Genomic DNA, 23786 nt, shown 5'->3' with positions numbered 1-23786 from the left:
TTCCTTGTGTATTATTATGAATATTCTAATTAAGTTATATCATTTAGCCTATAGAGAGTAAATATAATTACAGCTAGAAATCTTGTGTAGCGCCGTATTATGGGACTGTTACAACACTCCCTTTCAGTAATTTTGATGAAATAAAAATTCATTTCGACAGGTAGTTACTGAGCTTGCCGAAGTACTCAATGAGCTTTTATTTGATATATTTTAATAGTCTTATGATAAATTATCTCATATCATAAGTTTTAGTAACTAAAATATTAGTTCTCATATCAAATAATAAAATAAAAAACTTTTTTAAAGCTACCTATATCGACAACCCATAGTAAAGTTGTTTTACCTTGCTGGACTGATATTTTTTGACGTATATTATTTATTTGGATAGTATATGTACCACTATCTATCTGTTGTTCAAACAAATCCACACTATTTGGTAACAATAACCAACTTCTTAAATCAGCTTCTTTTGGTTCTGTTTTTGATAAATCAAATTTCAACTTACTTCCTAGCAACCCACCTAAGGCAAACTTTTTATCATAATTATATTTAAACACCTCAATAACTGTATTTTGCATAATTACCTTAGGATATTCAGCCACTAAAGATTTTATAGCGAATAAAGTACCATCTAATAGTGTTTCTGTATAAGTATTGACTAATTCTCTATCATTATCTGAAATTATAACCTTTTTAGGCTCAAAAAATTGGTACTGGGTATTGTAAACAGGTAATTGAAATTTCCTAACTCCAATATTGCCAATATCTAAAGGTGCTTTTATGGAAACTCTAGTGTTTACTAACCCCTGCTCATAAAAAACAACTATCCGACCCATTCCCATTGGAAATGGTGACGTTTGGCTTTCTATTGCAGAATAGAATTCTTGTACTGTTTGGTCAAGGTAATGATTTCCAACTGTATATTGCTGAGCTTTTATTAAACTTGTTAAAGCAGCATTATAATCTTTAGATATAGAACTTTCTAAAATAGCATTTAAGTAATACCCCATAGGATTACCATATGAATTTGGAATTCTGTCAGAAAAATTAGTCATGCTTTCTAAAAATTCGAAATTTTTAATGCCCAAATTTTCTATATTAACAGCATCTGTTTTAAGCTGTTTTTGTGCTAGTTTAGCCATACCTTTAGCTATACCATCTTGTTGGAGAGTCCAAAATTTAGCATTATCTAGCTGTTGTAATGATTTAAGAGCAGAAGTTGGGTCACTTTGCTTTAAATAGTTTAAAGCTTGATATATATACAAGAAATTTATAGCATAATCAGGAATTATATACGCATTATCAGTATCATAGTAATCATAGGTATTTTTATTTAACAATATTGCTCTTGCTTGTTTTATAGCTTCTTCTTTAGATGTCGCTACAGTGCTTAAAGCTTTATTATACTCATCTATGGAAATTTGGTACTGATCATTTAGTTGTAATAATCTGCCAGACTCTAAACTATTTAAATTTTTAAGTTGCTCTATATTTCCAATATGGTTATTGCTTTTTATAGCTGATTTTAAATTTGCCTGTGCTAACCTCTCACGTACAGAAAAAAATATTTTAGGATAGTTGCCAGATTCAAATTCTACTTTCGTAAGATCATCTTTAGCATCTATATAAGCACTACTGCAACTACCTAATAAACATACCCAGCAAAACAAAAATAATTTATTTAATTTTTTCATCTTTATAACACCAGTGCCATGGCTCATAAATAAAACCATATTCATTATCTCTAGGAAAACTCATTATAAAACCATATTTTGAAGCATTTTTCTCTAGCCAATAAAAAGCTTCTGTATTTTCAAACTGCTCAGTTAGAACTTCTTTTTCACCTAAGGTTGTCAAATCTATAGCTTTACCTGTATGATGCTCACTTTCTCCCACTAAAGCATTTACTTTGCTAATTTGCTCTAATGTTTGGCCATTGGCTAATTTTCTATCAATAATCTTTTGTTGATAATCATAACTTCTAAACCCAGATACAATAAAAAGTTCTATATCATCAGACTTAGCAGCAGCATATAAAGCTAACCAAGCTTTATAAGTATTTTTTTCTAAATATACATCTCTTTGAAAGAAGTCTTTTCCGACTAGTACAAGAGTATTTTTATCAGCCTCTATAAACTTAGGTTTTTTTACCATCTAATTTCTTCTTCTAGTTTGAGTATTTCCTGAAGATATTTATCATGTTCTGCAAGATTACTAACACTTGCTTGACGTAAATTTAGTCTTTCAAAATCTATATCGGCACTATCTTTAGTTGCAGATTTAGAAGTTTGTAATGACAGTTTAGTTTGTCCTCCTGTCATAGCAAGGTATACATCTGCTAAAAGCTCACTATCCAGTAAAGCTCCGTGAAATGTTCTATGATCATTTCTAATAGCATAACGTTTACATAAGGCATCTAGATTATTTTTTTGCAGAGGGTGTTTTTTCCTCGCTACTTCTAGGCTATCTACGATATTAGCAACATGATCCTCAAGTTTTCCATACTTGTTGTTTTTTAATAAATTAAGCTCCCAATTAATAAATGGTACGTCAAAAGCTGCATTGTGGATTATAATTTCAGCATCCTTTAGAAACTCTATCATATCATCAACTTTTTCATCAAAAGTTGGCTTATCTGCTAAAAATTCATTTGTTAAACCGTGTATCACTAATGCTCCTGCTTCAACTTCAAAATTTGGATTACAATAAAAGTGTAAAGTATTGCCAGTTATCTTCCTATCAATAACTTCTACAGCTCCAAACTCAACAATTCTATTACCAATTTTAAAATCAAAACCAGTAGTTTCGGTATCTATAAAGATTTGTCTAGACATTTGGTAACAACAAAAATATAACCATAATGAAATTATATCAACAGATAGCTATAAATGTAGTATATAGTTCAAAGAAATTATTTAAATGCATCCTAAAAAAGTATTTACTAAAAAATGAGTACGATAATTTTTTTACTATTTGGAGCTGTTGCAACTAATAGCTAAGTGATTCTAAACTTTTTTAACAAATTGTGATTTTAGTTTCATAGCTCCAATACCATCAACTTTACAATCAATATCATGATCACCCTCAACTAAGCGGATACCTTTGACTTTTGTACCAACTTTTATAACTTGCGAAGAACCTTTTAACTTAAGGTCTTTAATAACTGTAACAGTATCACCATCTTGTAATAAATTACCATTTGAATCTTTGACTATAAGTTTATCATCCTCATTTTTAACTTCATCCAACTTCCACTCATAACTACACTCTGGACAAGTTAATAGATCGTTATCTTGATAAACGTACTGTGACTGACATTTAGGGCATTGTGGTAAATCTTGCATATTTTTATAACCTTAATAATTTACATAAAAACTATTTTAACACAAAAGCAACTATAACTTTTTATATAAAAATCCTTAAATACAGTGATAGTAAGTTATCTTGTTGAAAAGACTTATTTGCTTGGGCATTAATATAACTATAACTAAAACCAAGCCAAGCATCTGCAAAGGTGTTATATCTAAATCCTGTATCTATAATAGCTGCATAGTTAGTACTAGATTGCTGTAGTTGAGAATAACTAATATATGGTACTAGATCTTTATTGTAAAACTTTGTTGTGTAATTTAACTGTGATGACCATGAATATACTTGCCCACCAGATGATAAGAAATTATTTGTATTTAAATTTGGAAATAATGAGGTATAAAATCCTTCTTTTAAGTTAAAAGATCCAGAAACATCTGTAGTTTTATCTACTCCTTTATCGGTAAAAATAAATTCACTCATAAATTCTAAGTCACTAACACTAACTCCAAAGTTAAAGTCCACAACTCCCACGTTGTCATTGTTTTTATTTGTAAAACCTGAGACATTTGAGTAAGCTGAGCCAAAATACCAGTAATCACCTACTGTATTTAAGTCATATGTGTATTTCATATTTACAGAAAAGCCAAGTTTTGCATTACCATTGTAAGCATTTGCAACTTGCAAAAATTGGTTCTGAGAAGGCGCTAAAAACACTACGTTTGCCTGCAAACCATCCTTATTATACGATAAGTTCACATTACCACCAGATTGCATAAAGTATATTCTAGTAAGTGTTGGTATAAAGTTAGTAGTTTCATCAAAATTACCAAAATTAACCGTAGAAAGTGCAGCATATGTAAATACTGGTAAACGCTTTAAATCTCCTAAAAGAAAATAAATGCCACCAGGATTTACATTCCAATCACCATTATCAGTATAAACGTTTACAGATGCAAAAACAGAAGTCCAATCACCTAGAGTACTTACCATATAATACTCAAAATTATAATTATTTATAGAAGTTGAATTTTGGTTGCTAGTGTTGTTTCTACCCCACATAGGTAAAAATGAAGCTGTTCCCCCAGCATAAAGATAATCATCTTTTAAAAGACCATTTTGGCGAGATAGCATTATAAACAAAGGATCCGCAGTTTCTTGCTGGGTATTCATCATTGCTTGTGAAAATATTACATTATTATCTATAGCTTGGTAATATGGTAACTTAAGCTTATTAAGGTAAGTGTAATCTAATATAGTTTTACCTATATCAACACTTGTAGTTGGAACAAAGGTTTCTCCCTCTTGCTGCTCAACTATATCTATTACAGATTTATTTTCGATTGATGACTGATCTTCTGTAAGTTGCGATTTTTGATTATTATCAGAATAATTATTAGCTGCATAAACAAGGTTGCTAAATACTAGCATACCTATAATTAAAAATAATTTTTTCATTTATACAGCTCACTAGGATATTTCTAGTACTTTATTTATGAAAATAAATAAGTTTTTCTTAGAAGAAAAAAATAAACGTTTAGACTATAGATCTGAAAGGTGACCAGCTAAATATTCAGCAACGCCTTTTGGAGAAGCCTTCATGCCTTGGTCACCCTTATTCCAACCAGCTGGACACACTTCACCATGTTGCTCATGAAATTGTAAAGCTTCAACCATTCTTATAACCTCATCCATATTTCTACCTAATGGAAGGTCATTAACAACTTGATGACGTACTACACCTTGTTTATCAATCAAAAAAGTACCTCTAAACGCCATACCACCTTCAGCTTGGACATCATAATCTTTTACAATTTTTTGATTAATATCAGCAACCATAGTATAACTAACTGGTCCAATACCACCCTCATTGATTGGTGTGTTTCTCCAAGCATTATGCGTAAAATGAGAGTCTATAGATACAGAAACAACTTCCACACCTAGCTCTTTTAGTTTAGCTGTTCTTTTATCTAAAGCTATTAACTCAGATGGGCAAACAAATGTAAAATCCAAAGGGTAAAATACTACTACAGCATATTTACCTTGGATCGCTTTTGCAAAATCATAGTTATCTACAATTTCACCATTTCCTAATACTGCTGGTGCGTTAAAAATTGGTGCTTTTTTGCCTACTAATACCATAATTACATTCTCCATTTATTGGTTTATGTTTATTTTAAAAGATTATTGATTTAACGCTAACAATTTTGCTTATTAATTATTCTTATGTCAACTTTATTTACTCTAATATACTTAAAGATTTCTTTAAAACTTACTGCTAAAATGTAGACCATATATTATGATTAATAGCCAACTTAACATGAATAAAAAGATAGTACTTTTTTTAAGTTTAGTATCCTCTTTTGGATACTCTGAAATAGTTAAGTCTGAAGTTTGGAAAGTTAATGATGTAAGTAACACTTATAAAACAAAATATTTCTGCAATAAAGATTTATCCAAACAAGATTGTGATAAAAATATAAAAAATATGCAGGTATTAGATGTGGACATAGATCATCTTAACTCACAAGATATAAAAACTTTACAGCTTAATAAAATTTCGTATAAAACTACAAATACCTTTCCAGCTAGTGGAAAAATTACCTCTAAAGTTTCTGGATTACTCATACTACCAGATACAGAAAAACCGAAAGGTGTGGTTCTATACTATCACCCTACTGTATTTGATAATAGTGGAGTTCCATCAAACTTAGGTAAAAACAATAAAACTAGCCTAATGCTTAATACTATTTATGCAGCTCTTTACGCTGCTAATGGCTATATAGTTGTAGCCCCTGATTATATAGGTCAAGGAGATGATTATAAAAATTATCATCCATATGTCCTATACCCCCAGCAAACTGTAAATACAGCTATAGATCTACTTAATGATATCTCTAATGTAATTAAGGAAAAATACAAACTAAGTGATACAAAAAGGCTAAATCTATTTTCTGTTGGCTACTCGGAAGGTGCTCCATATTCCATCTGGACAGCAAAATGTTTAGAATCTACATATAATTGCGATGGTATTAGCAAACTTGAAAAGTTGTACAGGTATAGGGCTGCAGTTGGTTTAAGTGGTGCATATGATATCAGTAATACTACCCTACGTTTTATGATAGATAACAATGATTCAAAAACATATAAACTCTATAGTAAAATCATAACCTCTATGCTAAAACCAGCATTAGTAGCAAATACTTTGATGAGCTATTTAAATTACAGTAACGCTGATAAAACTATTAACATTAAAGACATTGACAAAGGATTTTTTAACATGAAATGTTCAACCTTTGCTCAATCTAAATGTAATATAGACGGTAAGCACTACACACTTGCAAATGTATTTAACCAAAAAGATCTACCAAATACCGTCTTAGCTGAAGCTATTTTTAGTAGTTCTTTATATAAAAAATTTCCAAACCAAGACTCTGCTTCTCATTATAGTATACCAACAGGTAATAACTCCATGCTTGATCTGTTAAGTGAAAAAATTTTTCATGACCGTGAATTTTTACAAACGTTACAGAATGCTGATATTGTTGATTTTGGAACTAGGACTAGAACACCTATCTTCCTTTTTAGCTTAAAAGAGGATTCCATTGTGACGCCTCTTAACTACGACAGCTTCATAGCAAAATCTAATGCTATAGTAGACAGCTTTGTTCTAGATAATGATAAAATAGTAACCAAAAGTATAGATTGGCTACCTGATGTTTTAGGCATAGGTAAGGTTGATCATATAACCGGTGAGATATATGCCAATCTTTTTGCATACAAATATATAGATGACTTAAATAAGGTTTACATATAATTATGATACAAGCAATTACAGAAAGAACTGGAATATTAGTTAACTCGAAAGGTTTAGAAAAACTAGAAACTGCAAATATCTTTGTAGCAGGATGTGGTGGCGTAGGATCTTTTGTTATTGAAGCACTCGCTAGATCCGGTGTTGGAAAACTAACAATAATTGATATGGATATAGTAGACCCCTCTAATATCAATCGCCAACTTATTGCTTTGCATAGTACAGTTGGTAGGCCTAAAGTTGAGGTTATGAATGACAGAATTTTAGATATAAATCCTAAATGTCAAGTCAACGCCTTGCAGACTTTTATTAATTCTGAAAATACATATAGTCTACTTACTGCTGAAAAGTATGATTATGTAATAGATGCTATAGATACTCTAAATGCTAAAGTTAATTTAGTAAAAGCATCACATGAATTAGGAATAAAAACGATATCAAGCATGGGTGCTGGGGGCAAAACAGACCCTATGCAAATAAAGGTTGCTGATATTTATAAAACTGATGTTTGTGCTCTGGCTCGTGCTATGAGAACACGTCTAAAAAAACAAAAAGTCAAAAAAGGTATAAAGACTGTATTCTCTACTGAAAAAGGTATAGCTCCATTACCTCCTAAAGAACCTCAACCAAACCAACAAGGTCGATCTAGAGCCACAAATGGTACCCTTAGTTATATGCCATCTTTATTTGGACTAACTATAGCTGGTATTGTAATTAAGGAGATAGTTGATGATGATTTTAATATTTAATTTTAACTTAAAAATTATAATTTATCAGCGAAGCATTCCATAACCTTTTAAGAATTATCTTTTTCAAATTTCTTTAATTCCTTACGAAAATCTAGTGAACAGTCATAGCTCAAAAGAATAAATATCATAAACAAAATTACTTGCTTCATTTATATGCAACATAGAAATTTTATTATTTTATTATTATATATAAGTTTTTTTAATAGAAAATAAATGTTAAAATGCTAATTAAATATTAGAGATAATTTTTAATTACTTTAAATATATAATTACATACGTTTTTGGAGAATATTTTTAATGAATTTTTACGATATACTATATTCAAATATAGAAATTATATCAAAAAATTGCCATTTGGGTGATTATTATACTGCTCTAGGTTTGCCAAAAGGTCTATGTTTTGGTATGGCTGCTATGTGGGGTCAAGCATATTTAGCTGATGATCTTAAGACTTTTTATAAAAGATTAGAGTTACTTACAAGTGTCACTATAAATAAGCAGTTTAATGGCATTACCTATACCAGATTAACTGACCTTATTAACGCTGTACATAATTATGAAAGACAACTACCTAAACGCAAATTAGCTGGACAGGTTATTACTAATCATATAGTTCAAGAAAGAGAAATATATGAGTTAGTTATTTCAATAAGAGCTTTCTTAGATGGGTTGCTTGCTTACCATGAAGCTAAATATACTTTAGTTAACGGTGAGGGTATAAATTTTGGTCAAAATATATTAAAAACTTCACCATTTGTTATAAATAAAGAATTAACTGTTGTTAGTCAAGGAATATTTGGTGATCAAGAGTCTAATGTTACTTATCAAAAGGTTTCTCCATTGATGGAAATATACAATTACCCTTTTATTGGAAATAAACTAGATTATTATGATTTCTTAAAACTATTAGTTGATAAGTTTGCTAAATATCCGTTTCGTGCTTATATTAAGGTATCTAGTATTAATCATATGGTTGCATTTAATATTAAATCTGATTTACTTGGTGGCTATAAATTAAAATTGTATAATGCTAACAATTTACAGAAGAATAAAGTTGAAGCCGTAACATTTACTGATGTTTATGGTTTAGTTAATAATGGTATTTTTGAAGCTTTTGGTTTTAATGTAGAACAAAATAGCCTCCTAGCTTTAAATTTATCAATCTATATTAGCCCTACTATAGGAGTCGATAAAATTGATGCTTATGAAAACGCTTGTCGGATTAAATTTCAAAAAAAGATTGAAAAAATTAAATTGGAAATATACAACCAGTTAAATAGATATGTAAGTAGCTATTTTAAATGGAAAAATCATAAGAAGCGTGCAATATATACTAGAGATAAAGTAAGAACAATGGATATAAATAAGCTTTATAATTTTATTGCAGATGAAAAACACATATTACGAAGAGAAGAAAATCTGAATGAGCCAACGGAAATACATTTTAATAATAATATGCCGTCATTAGAGAACAATTTAGAAAAATCTGCATATATGAGGATTATTGAAGTTTCTCTAAAAAAGATTGAAGCAACTTATGCTGACAACATATATAATGACCGCGGTTATAAGGAGATGCTATTTAAAAAAATTTGTAGCAAAGGATATCATTGTAATACTGATTTTTTATATATTGCTTGCCGAAATGGCCACACAGAAATAGTTAGTAAGCTATTAAAACATGGTGGAATTGATGTAAACAAATATACAAAAAAAGGTGTTACTCCTTTATATATTGCTTGCCAAAAGGGCCACACAGAAATAGTTATTGAGCTATTGAGACATCCTGAAATTGAGGTAAACAAAGGTACAAATACAGATACTCCTTTATCTATTGCTCGCCACAATGGTCACCAAAAAATATCTCGTGCGATAGTTAGAGCGGGTGGTAAGGGAAAACCTCTGCAAGCATAAGCATAACTCGAAAAACAAGTCAAATATTTCCAGCTATCACACAATAACTACTAAAACCTATAAGCCAAGGTAGTCATAACTTTTGACTGGAGTTTCATTATAATTCTGACAGGTTTAGGAAGTTTCTTTCCCCCTGCTTTCTCCGCCTCTACAGCATGTTGTGCCTCGTCAAGATACATCTGTTTTAAGATTTCACGTGAGCGATTATCATTTACAGGTAAATTTTTTAGATGTGAATCCAAATGTTTCATTACTTGTTTTTCTGTTTCTACTACAAAACCATAGCTTAAACTATCACTTATAGCCCCAGCTGTAACCCCTATACCAAATGATGCCCAATACCAAAAAGGATTAAGTAAACTTGGTTTTGCACCTAACTCCTGTAATCTCTCGCCACACCAAGCTAAATGATCATACTCTTCATCAGCAGCTTGATATAAATAGGTCTTTGTTTCTACTGATTTAGCTACTGCAGCTTGCCCACGATATAAACCTTGAGCACACATCTCTCCGGTGTAGTCAACTCTCATTAGACCTGCTGAATGTTTTTTTTCTGCTTGGGTTAACTGTTGATCATATATGTTTTTACTAGGAGACTTTCTAGTGGGACTAACTTTAGCCTTTGTAAATTTTGCGTAGCTATCAAGCTCTTCTATAACCCTATCTAAAAACGATAATTTTCTCATAAAATATAAATTCCCTTTTGAAATTATATTTTGCTAATAAAGTCCATACAAAGAAATTATTGCAACTAAGGCAAATAATATGTTTAGTGCTAAAAAAATCCAGCTCACAGTAAAACCTTGTCGTATAGAAAAAACTGCATAAACAGACAAGAATATACCACAAATTACCATAAATTCATTTCTGGCTAGTACGATCCCCAAACATAAGCAAACTAAACCAATAAATGCACAAATTCTAGCAAAATTTAGTTTATGCCTAGCAAAATACCAAATAGCAAACACAAAAATTAAACTAACAAAAACAGTTAAATTATAAACCTGGGGAGCTTGATAAAACACCACTATTGCACTTATTACAAGTGCAATACCTTCCAAACCTGTAAAAAATTGTTCCTTTTGAATCAATGCTGCTACAAACATCAAAAGTGTGGCATATAGTATCACCACATTTTTCTCAAAAATACCTTTCTCAACTAGCCCAAACACAAACAGTGCTAAGCCGATTACGCCCAGACAAAACCCTATATTATTTATGTATTTTTTTAACATGCTTTAGTAAGATCACTCTTTACTCTAAGATACACATTATATGTTTATATTATACTTGTAAATATAAATTTTAGCAAAACTTTAATTTGTTAACTTAACAGCGTATTATGTTATAATCTGTTTGTTTTATTTAACTAAAAATATAAAGGAGATTTAATGTCTAGAAAGAAAATTGCTCTTATTGGTGCAGGTCATATTGGTGGAACTTTAGCTCACTTGGCACTTATCAAACAACTTGGTGATGTTGTTTTATTTGATATCGCTGAAGGTATGCCTCAAGGTAAAGCTCTAGATCTAGCACAAACATGCCCGATTGAGGGAATAGACTTTAAAGTTAAAGGAACAAATGATTATAGAGATTTAGAAAACTCTGATGTAGTTATAGTAACTGCAGGTGTGCCAAGAAAGCCAGGTATGTCTCGTGATGATCTTCTTGGCATAAACATAAAAGTTATGCAAGCTGTTGGTGAAGGTATCAAACACAACTGTCCTAACGCGTTTGTGATCTGTATTACAAATCCTTTAGATATTATGGTTAATATGCTACAAAAATTCTCTGGCATCCCAGATAACAAAATAGTAGGCATGGCTGGTGTACTAGATTCTGCTAGATTTAGAACTTTCTTAGCAGAAGAGCTAAATGTATCTGTTCAACAAGTTCAAGCTTACGTAATGGGTGGGCATGGCGACACTATGGTTCCTCTTACAAAGATGTCTAATGTAGCTGGTGTTTCACTTGAGCGTCTAGTACAAGAAGGTAAACTTACACAAGAAAGACTAGATGCTATAGTTGCAAGAACTAGAAATGGTGGTGGTGAAATTGTTGCTTTGCTAAAAACAGGTTCAGCATACTACGCTCCAGCTGCTGCTGGCATCCAAATGGCAGAAAGCTACTTAAGAGATAAAAAAATGATTCTACCATGTGCAACTAAAGTAAAAGCTGGTATGTATGGTCTTAAAGAAGACTTATTTGTGGGTGTTCCTACTGAAATTTCAGCAAATGGTGTTAGAGCTATAGAAGTAGAAATTTCAGATGTAGAAAGAAAAAATTTACAAGTTTCAATAGATGCTGTTAAAGATTTAAATAAAGCAGCAACAACTATTTTAGCTAAATAATTTTTTACTAATCTTCTTAACCCTTTATATTATCTAGCTCTTAAAACACCTCTAGTAATGTCAAGGATAATATTTCCTTTTTTGCTATTTTAAAATCCTAAAAAGTTGGTAGAATTCTAATAATAAAATATCAATTATACTTATTTAGTATAGATTTAATTTATTTGTTAGTTTATTAATAAGGTTTATTATGGCTAAAGAAAATTATCTAGGCATACATATAGATGTCTCAAAAGACCAAGAGCTTTCTCTACAAGCTCAACAATTACTTACTAACTATTATTGCTTAGAGAATGAACCATCTCCTCAGTATGCTTTTGCTAGAGCTGCTATAGCATACTCTTTTGGTGATAGCAACTTAGCACAACGTATATATAATGCTGCATCTAACGGTTGGTTTATGTTTGCTTCCCCTGTATTATCAAATGCTCCACTTCCTGGGGCTAAAGTCAAATCTTTACCTATTAGTTGTTTTTTGTCTTATGTACCAGATTCCTTAGAAGGGTTAATAGAGCATTCATCTGAATTAAGATGGTTATCTGTAAAAGGTGGTGGTGTTGGTGGTCACTGGTCAAGAGTTAGATCTGTTTCTGATAAGGCTCCTGGACCTATACCTTTCATGCATACTGTAGATGCTGATATGGTTGCGTATCGTCAAGGTAAAACTCGTAAAGGCTCGTACGCAGCATATATGGATATATCTCACCCTGATATAGTTGAGTTCTTAAGTATTCGTGTACCTACTGGTGATGTAAATAGAAAGTGTCTAAACTTACATCATGCTGTAAACCTAACTGATGAATTTATGCAAGCAGTTGCTAACAATGATAACTGGAAACTAGTTGACCCTGATGATAGATCAGTTAGAGATATAATCAAAGCCCGTAAGCTTTGGGAAACTATATTAGAAACTCGTTACCGTACTGGTGAACCGTATTTAAACTTTATTGATACTGCTAATAGAGCATTACCAAAAGCTCAAAAAGAGCTTGGACTAACTATCAAAGGTTCAAATTTATGTAATGAAATTCACCTTGTAACAGATGAAAAACGTACTGCTGTTTGTTGCTTATCTTCTGTAAATTTAGAAAAATATGATGAATGGAAAGACACAACTCTAATTAAAGATCTAATTAGGTTTTTAGATAACGTTTTACAGTTTTTTATAGATCATGCTGGTGATGAAATATCTAAAGCTAGATACAGCGCTTCTCGTGAAAGAAGCCTAGGGCTTGGGGCTATGGGCTTTCATTCTTATTTGCAGATGCATAGAGTACCATTTGAATCCAAAGAAGCTGAAGAAATAAATGAAGAAATTTTCAAAAGAATAAAAGAACAAGCTGTTGAGGAAACTTTAGAGTTAGGTAGAGAAAAAGGTGAAGCTCCTGACATGGTAGGAACTGAGCGTAGAAACGCTCATTTACTTGCGATTGCTCCTAACGCCAATAGCTCCTTAATACTAAATACTTCCCCTAGTATAGAACCTTGGAAAGCTAATGCTTTTACATCTAGAACTAGAGTTGGTTCTCATTTAAATAAAAACAAATATTTGGAGCAAGAACTAGAGAAACTAGGCAAAAATACAGAAGAAGTTTGGTCAGAAATTATAACCAATGGGGGTTCTGTGCAACAACTAGATTTCTTAAGCAAAGAAATAAAAAAGGTATTTAAAACTGCTATTGAGATGGATCAAGACTGGCTAGTGTATTTAGGTGGTGCACGTCAAAAATATCTATGTCAAGGTCAATCTTTAAATGTGTTTTTTCCTGCTGGAGCATCTAGAGCATATTTACATAAAGTGCACTTTAATGCTTGGAAATATGGTTGTAAAGGTTTATATTATTTAAGAACAGAAACTTCAAATAGAGCTGAAAATATTTCTAAAAAAGTAGAAAAACAAAGGCTTGTAGAGTTTTCAGAAGTTAAACAATCTGAAAGTGAATGTATCGCATGTGAAGGATAAATCTATGAACGTTAAAATGTATACTAAAACTGGCTGCCCATTTTGTACTGGAGCAAAACAATGGTTCGATCAAAATGGTATTAGTTATGAAGAAATCACTCTTGATAATAATCAAGAACGTAATGACTTTTACGATAAAATGAATCAAAGTGGTAAGGTCAAATCACATATTAAAACAGTACCCCAAATTTTTATAGATAATGAGCATATTGGTGGCTTTACAGATTTACAGGCTAATGCAAGTAAGATTTTAGGTAAAAAATAGGTAGTAATGTGGAAGTAAAAATATATACAAAAACTAATTGCCCTTTCTGTGATTTAGCAAAAAGCTGGTTTGGCGCTAATGATATTTCTTTTACACAAATTACCCTTGATGACGATATCGAAAGAGCTAAATTCTATGATGAAGTAAATAAGAATATTCTATTAGTAGAAGAACATGTTAGGACTGTTCCGCAAATTTTTGTAGGTGGTGTTCACATCGGTGGATACGATAACCTAATGACTCGAGCTGGCGAGGTAATCGCAAGGGTTAAAGGATCTTCACTTACAACTTTCTCAAAGACATACAAACCTTTTAGCTACCCTTGGGCTGTTGATCTAACAGTTAAACACGAAAAAGCTCACTGGATTGAAGATGAAATTGACTTGTCAGAGGATGTTACAGACTGGAAAAATGGCAAAATCTCAAAAGTAGAAAAAGAATATATTACAAATATTCTAAGGCTTTTCACTCAGTCAGATGTTGCAGTTGGTCAAAACTATTATGATCAATTTATACCAGCATTTAAAAATAATGAAGTTAGAAATATGCTAGGCTCTTTTGCAGCTAGAGAAGGTATCCACCAAAGAGCATATGCTTTACTTAACGATACTTTAGGGCTACCTGATTCAGAATACCATGCTTTTTTAGAGTACAAAGCAATGACAGATAAAATTGACTTTATGATGGATGCTGATCCAACTACTCGTCGCGGTTTAGGACTGTGTTTAGCTAAAACTGTGTTTAATGAAGGGGTTGCTTTGTTTGCTTCTTTTGCTATGCTGCTAAACTTCCAGCGCTTTGGAAAAATGAAAGGTATGGGTAAAGTAGTTGAATGGTCTATACGTGATGAATCTATGCATGTAGAGGGTAATGCCGCTTTATTTAGAATTTATTGCCAAGAAAATCCTTATATTGTTGATAACGACTTTAAAAAAGAAATCTACCTAATGGCTAGCAAAGCTGTAGAGTTAGAAGATAAATTTATTGACTTAGCATATGAGTTAGGAACTATTGAAGGACTAAATGCTGATGAAGTAAAGGTGTATATTCGCCATATTACAGATAGACGCCTCACGCAATTAGGACTTAAAGAAATATATAATATAGAAAAAAACCCTTTAACTTGGTTAGAGTGGATTCTAAATGGTGCTGATCATACCAATTTCTTTGAAAATCGTGTAACAGAATATGAAGTAGCTGGTTTAACCGGTAATTGGGATGAAGCATATAGGAGTTAGTGAAAAATTATAATGTAAGTTTTGTCAAAAACCACTATAGTTTAACAAAATTAGACTTTGTATCCTACTAAAATTCTGTCAACATGTCCCTGCTCAAATGATATCTCTTAAAAATCCTATTCTTTATATTCTCTTTTTCTAATTGATTTAAGTTACTTAAGTAGTTTTCGCATTCAGCTAAATTACTTTCATATAAAAACCTTAGACTATTTTTACACTTTAAATCTTTTGGATAGGTATTATTTTTTACTTTATACCATGCAGAAAGCCTGTCAATATCATCTGCTGTTACTATAAAAAGATGTTTTTTCACTCTTGTAATAGCCACGTAAAAAAGCCTTCGCTCTTCTTCTAAAACTTCATCAGAAATTTTTGAGTTGTTTTCACCAAAAAAGCCTCCTTCTGTAGCATCATGGATAACTACGTAATCCCACTCTAAACCCTTTGCTTTATGCATAGACATTATTTGAACCTGATTAGGATTAGTAACATTAAGTCCTTGTTGAGTAGATTTTAGATATAATTCATATAAAAGATCTATGAATACATTAAGAGTTTCTTTGTTACTTTTAGCAAAGCTGGATATTCCCTCTATTATCTGCAGTTTTGATCTACTAGAATATGTCTCTGCTGAGACTTTAGATATAAGCTTTTCTAGTTCTAGCGTTTCAAATATGAAGTTTATGGCTTTACCTGGTTTTTTTGCACGTGTATTATTAAAAATAGTTCGCCAACAGTGTGCTACAGCAAGGATATTTTTTTCTTTAAAAGATTTATCAACGTTTTTGCTTAACTCTATGATTAAACTTGTAGCTTGATCAATATCTTTAGCAATTTTTATAGCTAGAGTTTGTTTTTGCTCTTTTTTAAGGTATAAAGATGGATAGTCAAGCATAGCCTTTATAAATTCTATACGTTGATCTATAATATGTTTTTCGAAGCCATAGCCTTTATTTAAAAGCATTAGATAGCCATAAATAGCTTTAAATATATTTTCACTAAAAATGTCCTTATCAGCAACCACATGATATGGCAAATCATTATATAAACAACTTAATTCAAAAACGGTTGTTGAATTATATTTTCTAACTAATATAGCGATGTCACTTGCGTTGATTCCCAGTTCAATTAAAGCTTTTAGTTTTAACACAGCTTTATCGCTATTATCTAAAATACTAATATTTGTAGTTCTATCTAACTTTGGATAAGTAATACATAGGTTGTCGTGACGTTTTTTATTATTAGTTATAATGTTATTAGCCATAAGTGATATTAAATCACCATAGCGAAACGTATATGAAAGGTGATATTGTTTGACTTTTTTAAAGTCATTTTTGAAGCCCTCTAACATATAGTATGGAGTTGATCCACGCCATTGATATATAGTTTGATCAACATCCCCTACTGCCATGATGTAGGTATTATCGCCTACCAGACACTTTAAAAAAAATTGCTGTATAGGGTTTATATCTTGGTACTCATCAATAATGATATGTGAATATAAATTATTAGCTCGTGAGATATTTGTTTTATTTTTCTCAAAAAATTTTGCTGGAAGATAAATCATATCGTCGTATGTGATAGCTTTTAACTTTTCACATTGCTTGTTAAATTCAACAAATATTTTATCCAAAAGTTTTTTTTCTTTAGGGTTTAAACTTGTTAGCTTTTTATTATTTAAGCAAAGATCAGATTTTAAAATAGAAATATATTCTTTAAAAGCTTCTACCCTATCACTATCTATCTCTTTAATGATTTTAAATTTTTTTGGTAGTTTTTAATTAAATTTAATAAAATACTATCAACCTCATAATCTTTGAGAATTTTATTAAATTCAATATATCCTGCTTTAGCAAAAGCTTGTAAAAAGCTATTACCTAAAGAATGCATTGTACGTACATTTATATATTTTGATTTCTCAGCAGATAAAACTTTTTTTAATCTGTTTGCAAAATCTAATTGCGCTGATTTATTATACATAAGAACAAGTATTTTATTTGCTGGAATGCCCTTAGCTAATAAATACTCTATTCTTGCTATAAGTGTTTGGGTCTTACCACTTCCTGCTACTGCTGAAACTATTGCATGACTAGATATGTCATGCTGTATGATTTTTTGTTGCTCGGATGTATATTGCATTTAAAGTTTTTTTTAAGAAGGTTCTTTATTTTTTGTAGAGAAAAGTTTAGAAACTATATATAAAACAGTGAGTACTATTTGTTTTACAATACTAGCTACAAATTTAACTATATACAAAAGTGTGTACCCAAGATATTTAATATAGCTGCTAACACTAATATTAGCTTTATTATCTTTGATAAATCTAAATGGACTAAAAACAAGTAAAACAAAGCTGACCATAACTATATACGAGAAGATAGATCCTAATGCTTGCTCATACCAAATAGAAAATTTGTAGAATAATAATAATGCTACAGCGATCAATATTACTAAAGAAAAAAATACAAATAAGCCTTTTTTATTCATTTGAGTCTCTCCTATTGTTTAGTACTGTCATGATACCACTATTTACAGTAAGTTATGTTATAATCTTAGCTTTAAATTATACAATATTATTTTTTATGACTACAAACCAAAGACTAGACGTAACTATAGAAGCTTTAGATGATTTAAAAGGTATAAATATCCAAGCTATAGATGTTGAACATTTAACTGATATGATGGATAAAATTGTTATTTGTACTGCTTCTTCTACTACACATGCCAGAGCATTAGCTAAACATTTAGAGCAAGAGCTTAAAAAAAACTCTATTTCCATATTAGGCGTAGAAGGTAATAATAAAGCTGACTGGGTATTAGTCGATATTGGCGATATAGTTACTCATATAATGCTTGAGGAAACAAGAGAGCTTTACGCTTTAGAAAAACTTTGGGATATCAAACGCAAAGATAGCTAATTATGTAATTATGAAACTGGAACTAACTTTAGAGCAATGGCAAAAAGTTAAAAATTATGCTGTAAATGAGTTAGGCTTATCATCATTATCAAAAGCTGATTGTGATTTATCAGAATATATTCCTTACTACAATAAATGGATAGAAAATGGCTACTATGCTGAGCTTGATTATATGGTTAAGCATGGTCAAAAGCGTTTTATTCCTGATCAGCTAGTTCCTGGTACAAATAGTGTTATAGTAGCTACTCTTAATTATCTTAATCGCTCTATTTCCACAAAGACTGAAGTAAAGCGTCTAAGAACACCTTCCGAAATAGCTGAAATTTCTATATATGCTCATGGTAGAGATTACCATAAGGTAATGAAAAAAAAGCTACAAAAACTAGGAGAATATATAGATAAAATTACAAGCGATCACCAGTTTAGAGTATTTACAGATAGTGCACCAGTATTAGAAAAACCACTAGCTGAAAAAGCTGGTCTTGGCTGGATTGGTAAAAATTCAATGCTAATGAACAAAGAACAAGGATCTTTTTTCTTTATTGGAGTTATATATAGTAATTTAGATTTGTCTAAATTACCAAATACAGATCCTAAATTAAATGAATGTGGAAAGTGTCAAGCATGTATTAAGCTTTGTCCAACAGGAGCAATTTTGCCCAATAAAATGATCGACTCACGTAAATGCATATCTTATCTAACTATAGAGAATAAAGGAGCTATACCTCTAGAGTTTAGAGATAAAATAGGTACTAGAATTTATGGTTGTGATGATTGTCAGTTGGTCTGTCCTTTTAATAATCAAGCACCTGTGACGACTGAACAAGATTTTCAACAAAGAAATTTTTTAGTAAATAGACCTTTACTTGAGCTTTTTTCATGGTCTAAAGAAGACTTTGACAACTATACACAAGGTTCGGCTATTCGTAGAATTGGTTATGATGCTTGGATAAGAAATATTTCTATAGCCATAGGTAACTCACCATATAAACACGAAAATTTATTAGCTTTAAAAAACAAAAGAGCCGAATATTTAGATAATTTTCTAATTTTGGAGCATATCGATTGGGCTATAAATAAACTATATAATAAACAAAAATCATCCATATAAAAGTTGGGATTATCCATATAGTTTGTTAGAATGATTTTAAAGTTACTAAAAAAATTTCAAACAATGGGAGAAAATAAAATAATGAAATTAGCTAAAACTTTAATTATAGCCCCTATATTAGCAGGTGCCCTAGTAGGAAGTAGCTTTGCTGCTGACAACAAAGATGATATTAGTTATTCTGTAGGTTACTCTATGGGTAAAACTCTTCAAACACAAATGGCTCAAAGCAATATTTCTGCAGATAATGAACAAATAGTAAATGGTCTAAAAGATGGTATTCTAGGTAAGGATGCTAGATTAACTCCTGAACAAATGCAAAATGCAATGGTTGAATTCCAAAAACAAGCTATAGCTAAACAAAAGGCAGCTGTTGAAACCCAAAAACAAGAAGTAACTAATAATAAACCTACTCAAGCAAGTGATGATGTAGTACAAGCACAACCTGAGAAAACACAATTAGCAGGTACAGCTTCAGCTGAACAAGTAGCAAGTCAAACTAAGTAACCATATTGGTTAAGGAGTAAAATTATAATGACTAAGAAAAAACTTTTAAAAGCATTAGCAGTTGCAATTATAACTACTAGTCTAGTAGCATGCTCTGGAAGTAGCGATAATAATGATGAAACTACATCTTCGGTAGCTATAAGTGCATCTACTGCAAATGAATCTAATCTGGATAACGTTAAATCAGATGCTAGCTATACAATTGGTTATGGTATGGGTTCGCACATTACTCAAGATCCTAATCTAAAAGATTACAGCTTTAACTCTGATAAAGTTATAGCTGGGTTTGAAGATGCAATCAATGGTAAAAAGCCCGCTATTTCTCAAAAAACTATCGATAATAGTATGAAAGAACTACGTGATAGTTTGATGCAAAAAATGAGCACTGAACAAGTTACTAGTTTCTTAAAGGTCAAAGATAGTATATACAACTCGGATTTAACACCTAAAACAGATATAAAAGATCCTGCTGTAGTTATCTATGAGTTTTTTGATTATCAATGTATGTATTGCTCGAAGGTTGCACCAGAAATTGAAAAAGCAATAGTAAATCATAAAGATGTACAAATTGCGTTTGTAGAATTTCCTATCTTTGGCCAAAGAGCTCCTGCTTCTGAATATGCCGCTGAAGTAGGCACTGCTATATACAAAATTTATGGTGCTAAGGCTTATGTTAAGTATCATAATGGTATATTTGCTACTGGTGAAGATGAAGGTAAACTTAAAAATTCAACTATTGATAATGTAGCAAAAAGTGCTGGCGCTGATATAACTAAAGTTAAACAAGTAATTAAAAATAATAAAATTTCTGAGCATCTACAAGATACTTTGGAGATGGGCTTTAAAGACTTAGAAATCCAAGGCACACCTTTCCTAGTTATTGCCCCTGCTAAAAAAGCCGATGACAGTAACACTACTATAATCGGTGGCTATACTGAATATTCTAATATTGAAGCAGCTATCGCAAAAGCTAAAGCTTAACTTTTCTTTTTTCTTTATTTTCTATAATTTTTAATTTTTGATAAGTACTATCTGTTAAAATAGTTTATCAAAATTACAATAATTTTTCCTATCAGTATGAAACTTAGAAAAGGTAGTAAATATTTAATATTTTTTATAGTTATCTTCGTTGCTTTACCTCCTTTTGCTATTGATACTTATATTCCTGCTTTTGGTAACATAAGTGATTTTTTTAATATAGATGTAAGTAAAATGACAATTACAGTATCTACATATCTTGTTGGGTTTGGTGTAGGTATGCTGATATGGGGAGCATTATCAGACAGATATGGTCGCAAAAAAATACTTATTTTAGGTATGTTAATATATACAATTAGTACTATCTTATGTTCATTAAGCTCAGACTTTGAAACTTTAACTTTTATGAGATTTATCCAAGGTCTTGGCGACTCTCCTGCTGCTGTAGCTGCTATGGCTATATTAAAAGATTGCTACCGTGGGCAAAAATTAATCAAGATGATGGCAACTATGGTTATGGTATTTATGATAGCACCTATGATTTCGCCTATAATTGGTAGCCTTATTATTTATACAACTGGTCAATGGCAAAATATATTTCATTTTTTAACTCTATATGGTGTAGTTTTGTTATGCTTGACATTTATAATGCCAGAAACTCACAAGCCACAGAACAGATCAGCAAGTTTATTACAAAGTTTTTACGTATATATAAAACACACCAGAAATATACCTTTTATTTTAGGAGCTATTGGTGCTGGACTATGTTTTGGAGCGCTATTTAGCTTTATAAATACATCATCAAACCTTATTATAGAATATTTTAATTTAGGATATTTACAATACTGTATTTTATTTGCGACTAATATTTTGGGTATAGTCTTTGCAAGCTACTATATAAAGAAGAATATAACTCCATATAATCAAAATAACATTATTTTTTCAGGATATGTTATATCTACAGTTGTTATAATAATTAATCTAATATGCTCTTATATACTTAATAACGTCTATGTTTTTGTATTATTAAATACTATTGCAACAGCTTGCTTTGCTTTGGTAAATATTACATTAACTTCAAAAATTATAGACTTACTCAAAGAAGGCTTTGCTGCTGGTAACGCTATAAATAGATTAACCAAATTCGCTATAGCTGGTATTGGTGGAGTTATACTTAGTTTTTACTCAACCACAGAGCTTATGGTAGAGATACCAATCCAACAATTAGGATTTATAATTTCGTCATTGGTGATATTTTTGGTAATAAAAAACGAACTATTTTTGAAACAGTCATCTGCAAAGCCATATAATATGTAGTAGTTCCGAAAATTGCAAATTAACTTAAATACTAAAACTTTCGTGATTTCTTCTCCAACTCTCTCCACTGTCTACTGTCGGTATCCTTATCAAGACAGTCACGATACAATTGAGTAACTATCTTTGCTGTCCTAGATTTTGGATTTTTGTCAATATAGTTTTCAAACTTAGCTTGATCTAATTCATTTTTCCAAGATTTGTTGCTTTTTGACCATTTCAATAGACCTGATTTTCTATGCGAATAATCATGAATATCTTTAATTAACGTTAACTTAGGAGAAGCTGTTGAGTTATTATAATAGTGCTTGTTATAAAGTTCCAGCGCTTTTGCTGATCTAGAATTTGGATTGGCGTGTGCATAACTTAAAAATTCCTGTAAATTTATACGATCGATATTTATGCCACTGCGGCCTTTAAACCAAGCTGTACTTCCAGCAGCTAATCCGTGATATATTTTTTTTAAAATTATTAATTTTATACAATCTTCTGAGATTTTTTGGTACTCACTCTCTTCCTTGTTACGTCTATCTTTCGCAAGTTGCTGGTCTTGTGGTGAGAGGTTGCTTATGCATTTAGTTGGTGAGTTATTGGTCTGCCGATAATCCAAATTTGAATTCACTCTGCAAGAAGGGTGGCTAGGATATTGTAGATATTGAGCCCAATCTTCAATTGGTGGTTTATCTTTTCGCGTATGACTTATAACTTCAACTCTTTTTAAATAGTGGGGCTGTAATACTGAGTTTAGCTCGACAACTGTTGCTTTCTCTTGTAATTTTTCATATAGAGTATTCAGATCTTTTAGCCTATTACCATTATAATCATCAAATAAGCTTAGAAAGTTATGTTCTCCGATATTATCAGGGATATTCTCTTTTAAGGAAAGCTTCTCAAGATTTGGAAGACCTGCAATAATATCCGGTAACTCCTTAAGATACTCTTGCAGAAGACCATTATAGCTTAAATCAAGTTCAGTGACACTTCTTGGAATAAGTTTAAAGATCTCACATAACCCTTCACATTCTATGGAATATAAGCTATTATTGCTTAGATCAAGTTTAGTGATATGTGACGGAATAGCCTTTATTAATTCACTTATTTCAGGCGTCATTTTTTTAAATGGAAAGTTCAAGCCTCTCCCCTCTCTACACCACATAAGACTCTCATCGCCTGTATAGTTCATAATAGGTCCATTAAACTGAAATAAGGAAGCTAAGTTATTATTGCTTAAATCAAGTTTAGTGAAATATGAAGAAATTCCGTTAAAATCCTGTTTTACCTTATATATTAAACCTTTTTTACCATAACGGTCTCCGTATTCTCTATATATATCTATTTTCCATGTACTCATTATATGC

Annotated in this window: 21 protein-coding genes and 2 pseudogenes; 12 read left to right on the top strand and 11 right to left on the bottom strand. The window is 31.1% G+C overall.

The genetic code is table 11. The features are described 5' to 3' along the window. Positions 1-275: 275 nt before the first annotated feature. From E4K63_RS03630 to E4K63_RS03605, 6 genes are all read right to left on the bottom strand, one after another. Positions 276-1694: a COG3014 family protein gene (locus E4K63_RS03630; RefSeq protein ID WP_208318251.1), complete on the bottom strand. Its 1419-nt coding sequence runs from the start codon at positions 1692-1694 to the stop codon at positions 276-278. Continuing rightward, positions 1678-2154, bottom strand: a complete 477-nt coding sequence (locus E4K63_RS03625) for a M15 family metallopeptidase (protein WP_133940665.1) — start codon at positions 2152-2154, stop codon at positions 1678-1680. Before E4K63_RS03625 ends, E4K63_RS03630 begins: the two co-directional genes overlap by 17 nt. Then, complete coding sequence (gene dnaQ, locus E4K63_RS03620; RefSeq protein ID WP_133940663.1) at positions 2148-2834, bottom strand: DNA polymerase III subunit epsilon; 687 nt, start codon at positions 2832-2834, stop codon at positions 2148-2150. Before dnaQ ends, E4K63_RS03625 begins: the two co-directional genes overlap by 7 nt. Before the next feature lie 171 nt (positions 2835-3005). Continuing rightward, on the bottom strand, positions 3006-3344 hold the full coding sequence (locus E4K63_RS03615) for a zinc ribbon domain-containing protein YjdM (RefSeq protein ID WP_133940661.1): 339 nt from the start codon (positions 3342-3344) through the stop codon (positions 3006-3008). 61 nt (positions 3345-3405) lie between these two features. Continuing rightward, positions 3406-4767, bottom strand: coding sequence for a hypothetical protein (locus tag E4K63_RS03610; protein ID WP_133940659.1), 1362 nt, complete (start codon positions 4765-4767; stop codon positions 3406-3408). A gap of 84 nt (positions 4768-4851) precedes the next feature. Further along, positions 4852-5451, bottom strand: coding sequence for a peroxiredoxin (locus E4K63_RS03605; RefSeq protein ID WP_133940657.1), 600 nt, complete (start codon positions 5449-5451; stop codon positions 4852-4854). A gap of 178 nt (positions 5452-5629) precedes the next feature. Between E4K63_RS03605 and E4K63_RS03600 the strand changes: the two genes are divergently transcribed. The 3 genes from E4K63_RS03600 (at position 5630) to E4K63_RS03590 (ending at position 9786) form a co-directional block, all read left to right on the top strand. After that, positions 5630-7126, top strand: a complete 1497-nt coding sequence (locus tag E4K63_RS03600; RefSeq protein WP_133940655.1) for an alpha/beta hydrolase family protein — start codon at positions 5630-5632, stop codon at positions 7124-7126. Positions 7127-7128: 2 nt separating this feature from the next. After that, positions 7129-7872: a tRNA threonylcarbamoyladenosine dehydratase gene (locus tag E4K63_RS03595; protein WP_133940653.1), complete on the top strand. Its 744-nt coding sequence runs from the start codon at positions 7129-7131 to the stop codon at positions 7870-7872. A gap of 297 nt (positions 7873-8169) precedes the next feature. Then, positions 8170-9786 carry an ankyrin repeat domain-containing protein gene (locus E4K63_RS03590; RefSeq protein WP_133940651.1) on the top strand — a complete coding sequence of 539 codons (1617 nt, stop codon included), beginning with the start codon at positions 8170-8172 and terminating at the stop codon, positions 9784-9786. A 50-nt stretch (positions 9787-9836) separates the two neighbouring features. Here the strand turns inward: E4K63_RS03590 and coq7 are convergent, their stop codons facing one another. Together coq7 and E4K63_RS03580 are read right to left on the bottom strand one after the other, a co-directional pair. Beyond that, positions 9837-10472 carry a 2-polyprenyl-3-methyl-6-methoxy-1,4-benzoquinone monooxygenase gene (gene coq7 / locus E4K63_RS03585; RefSeq protein WP_133940649.1) on the bottom strand — a complete coding sequence of 212 codons (636 nt, stop codon included), beginning with the start codon at positions 10470-10472 and terminating at the stop codon, positions 9837-9839. 33 nt (positions 10473-10505) lie between these two features. Then, positions 10506-11021: an MFS transporter gene (locus E4K63_RS03580; RefSeq protein ID WP_133940647.1), complete on the bottom strand. Its 516-nt coding sequence runs from the start codon at positions 11019-11021 to the stop codon at positions 10506-10508. Between the two features lie 156 nt (positions 11022-11177). On the opposite strand from E4K63_RS03580, the gene mdh reads away from it, so the two are divergent. The 4 genes from mdh (at position 11178) to E4K63_RS03560 (ending at position 15603) form a co-directional block, all read left to right on the top strand. After that, on the top strand, positions 11178-12137 hold the full coding sequence (mdh, locus tag E4K63_RS03575; protein WP_133940645.1) for a malate dehydrogenase: 960 nt from the start codon (positions 11178-11180) through the stop codon (positions 12135-12137). A 190-nt stretch (positions 12138-12327) separates the two neighbouring features. Beyond that, positions 12328-14100: a ribonucleoside-diphosphate reductase subunit alpha gene (locus tag E4K63_RS03570; RefSeq protein WP_133940643.1), complete on the top strand. Its 1773-nt coding sequence runs from the start codon at positions 12328-12330 to the stop codon at positions 14098-14100. A 4-nt stretch (positions 14101-14104) separates the two neighbouring features. Then, a complete protein-coding gene (locus tag E4K63_RS03565) occupies positions 14105-14365 on the top strand; it encodes a glutaredoxin (protein WP_133940641.1) in 261 nt (86 codons plus the stop codon). An 8-nt stretch (positions 14366-14373) separates the two neighbouring features. Then, a complete protein-coding gene (locus E4K63_RS03560; RefSeq protein WP_133940639.1) occupies positions 14374-15603 on the top strand; it encodes a ribonucleotide-diphosphate reductase subunit beta in 1230 nt (409 codons plus the stop codon). A 67-nt stretch (positions 15604-15670) separates the two neighbouring features. Here the strand turns inward: E4K63_RS03560 and E4K63_RS08200 are convergent. Then, positions 15671-17742, bottom strand: a pseudogene (locus E4K63_RS08200) (ATP-dependent helicase). Positions 17743-17754: 12 nt separating this feature from the next. Then, on the bottom strand, positions 17755-18090 hold the full coding sequence (locus E4K63_RS03550; protein WP_133940635.1) for a hypothetical protein: 336 nt from the start codon (positions 18088-18090) through the stop codon (positions 17755-17757). Between the two features lie 95 nt (positions 18091-18185). Here E4K63_RS03550 and rsfS point away from each other — a divergent pair, with 95 nt between their 5' ends. The 5 genes and pseudogenes from rsfS to E4K63_RS03525 all read left to right on the top strand — a co-directional run bounded on the left by rsfS (position 18186) and on the right by E4K63_RS03525 (position 22431). Beyond that, positions 18186-18521, top strand: a complete 336-nt coding sequence (gene rsfS, locus E4K63_RS03545; RefSeq protein ID WP_133940755.1) for a ribosome silencing factor — start codon at positions 18186-18188, stop codon at positions 18519-18521. A 10-nt stretch (positions 18522-18531) separates the two neighbouring features. Continuing rightward, a complete protein-coding gene (gene queG, locus E4K63_RS03540; RefSeq protein ID WP_133940633.1) occupies positions 18532-19632 on the top strand; it encodes a tRNA epoxyqueuosine(34) reductase QueG in 1101 nt (366 codons plus the stop codon). Between the two features lie 81 nt (positions 19633-19713). Then, positions 19714-20136 (top strand): FKBP-type peptidyl-prolyl cis-trans isomerase N-terminal domain-containing protein, encoded by a 423-nt coding sequence (locus tag E4K63_RS03535; RefSeq protein ID WP_133940631.1) that lies wholly within the window; start codon positions 19714-19716, stop codon positions 20134-20136. A 27-nt stretch (positions 20137-20163) separates the two neighbouring features. Further along, positions 20164-21114, top strand: a pseudogene (locus E4K63_RS03530) (DsbA family protein); the annotation flags it as partial. A 99-nt stretch (positions 21115-21213) separates the two neighbouring features. Beyond that, positions 21214-22431 (top strand): multidrug effflux MFS transporter, encoded by a 1218-nt coding sequence (locus tag E4K63_RS03525; protein ID WP_133940628.1) that lies wholly within the window; start codon positions 21214-21216, stop codon positions 22429-22431. Positions 22432-22462: 31 nt separating this feature from the next. On the opposite strand, the gene E4K63_RS03520 is transcribed toward E4K63_RS03525, so the two are convergent. Further along, positions 22463-23779, bottom strand: a complete 1317-nt coding sequence (locus E4K63_RS03520; protein ID WP_133940626.1) for a leucine-rich repeat domain-containing protein — start codon at positions 23777-23779, stop codon at positions 22463-22465. Between the last annotated feature and the right edge of the window lie 7 nt (positions 23780-23786).

This window comes from Allofrancisella inopinata, from assembly GCF_012222965.1.
In the GTDB taxonomy this organism is placed as follows: Bacteria; Pseudomonadota; Gammaproteobacteria; order Francisellales; family Francisellaceae; genus Francisella; species Francisella inopinata.
This window is presented reverse-complemented; position numbering and strand designations above follow the sequence as displayed.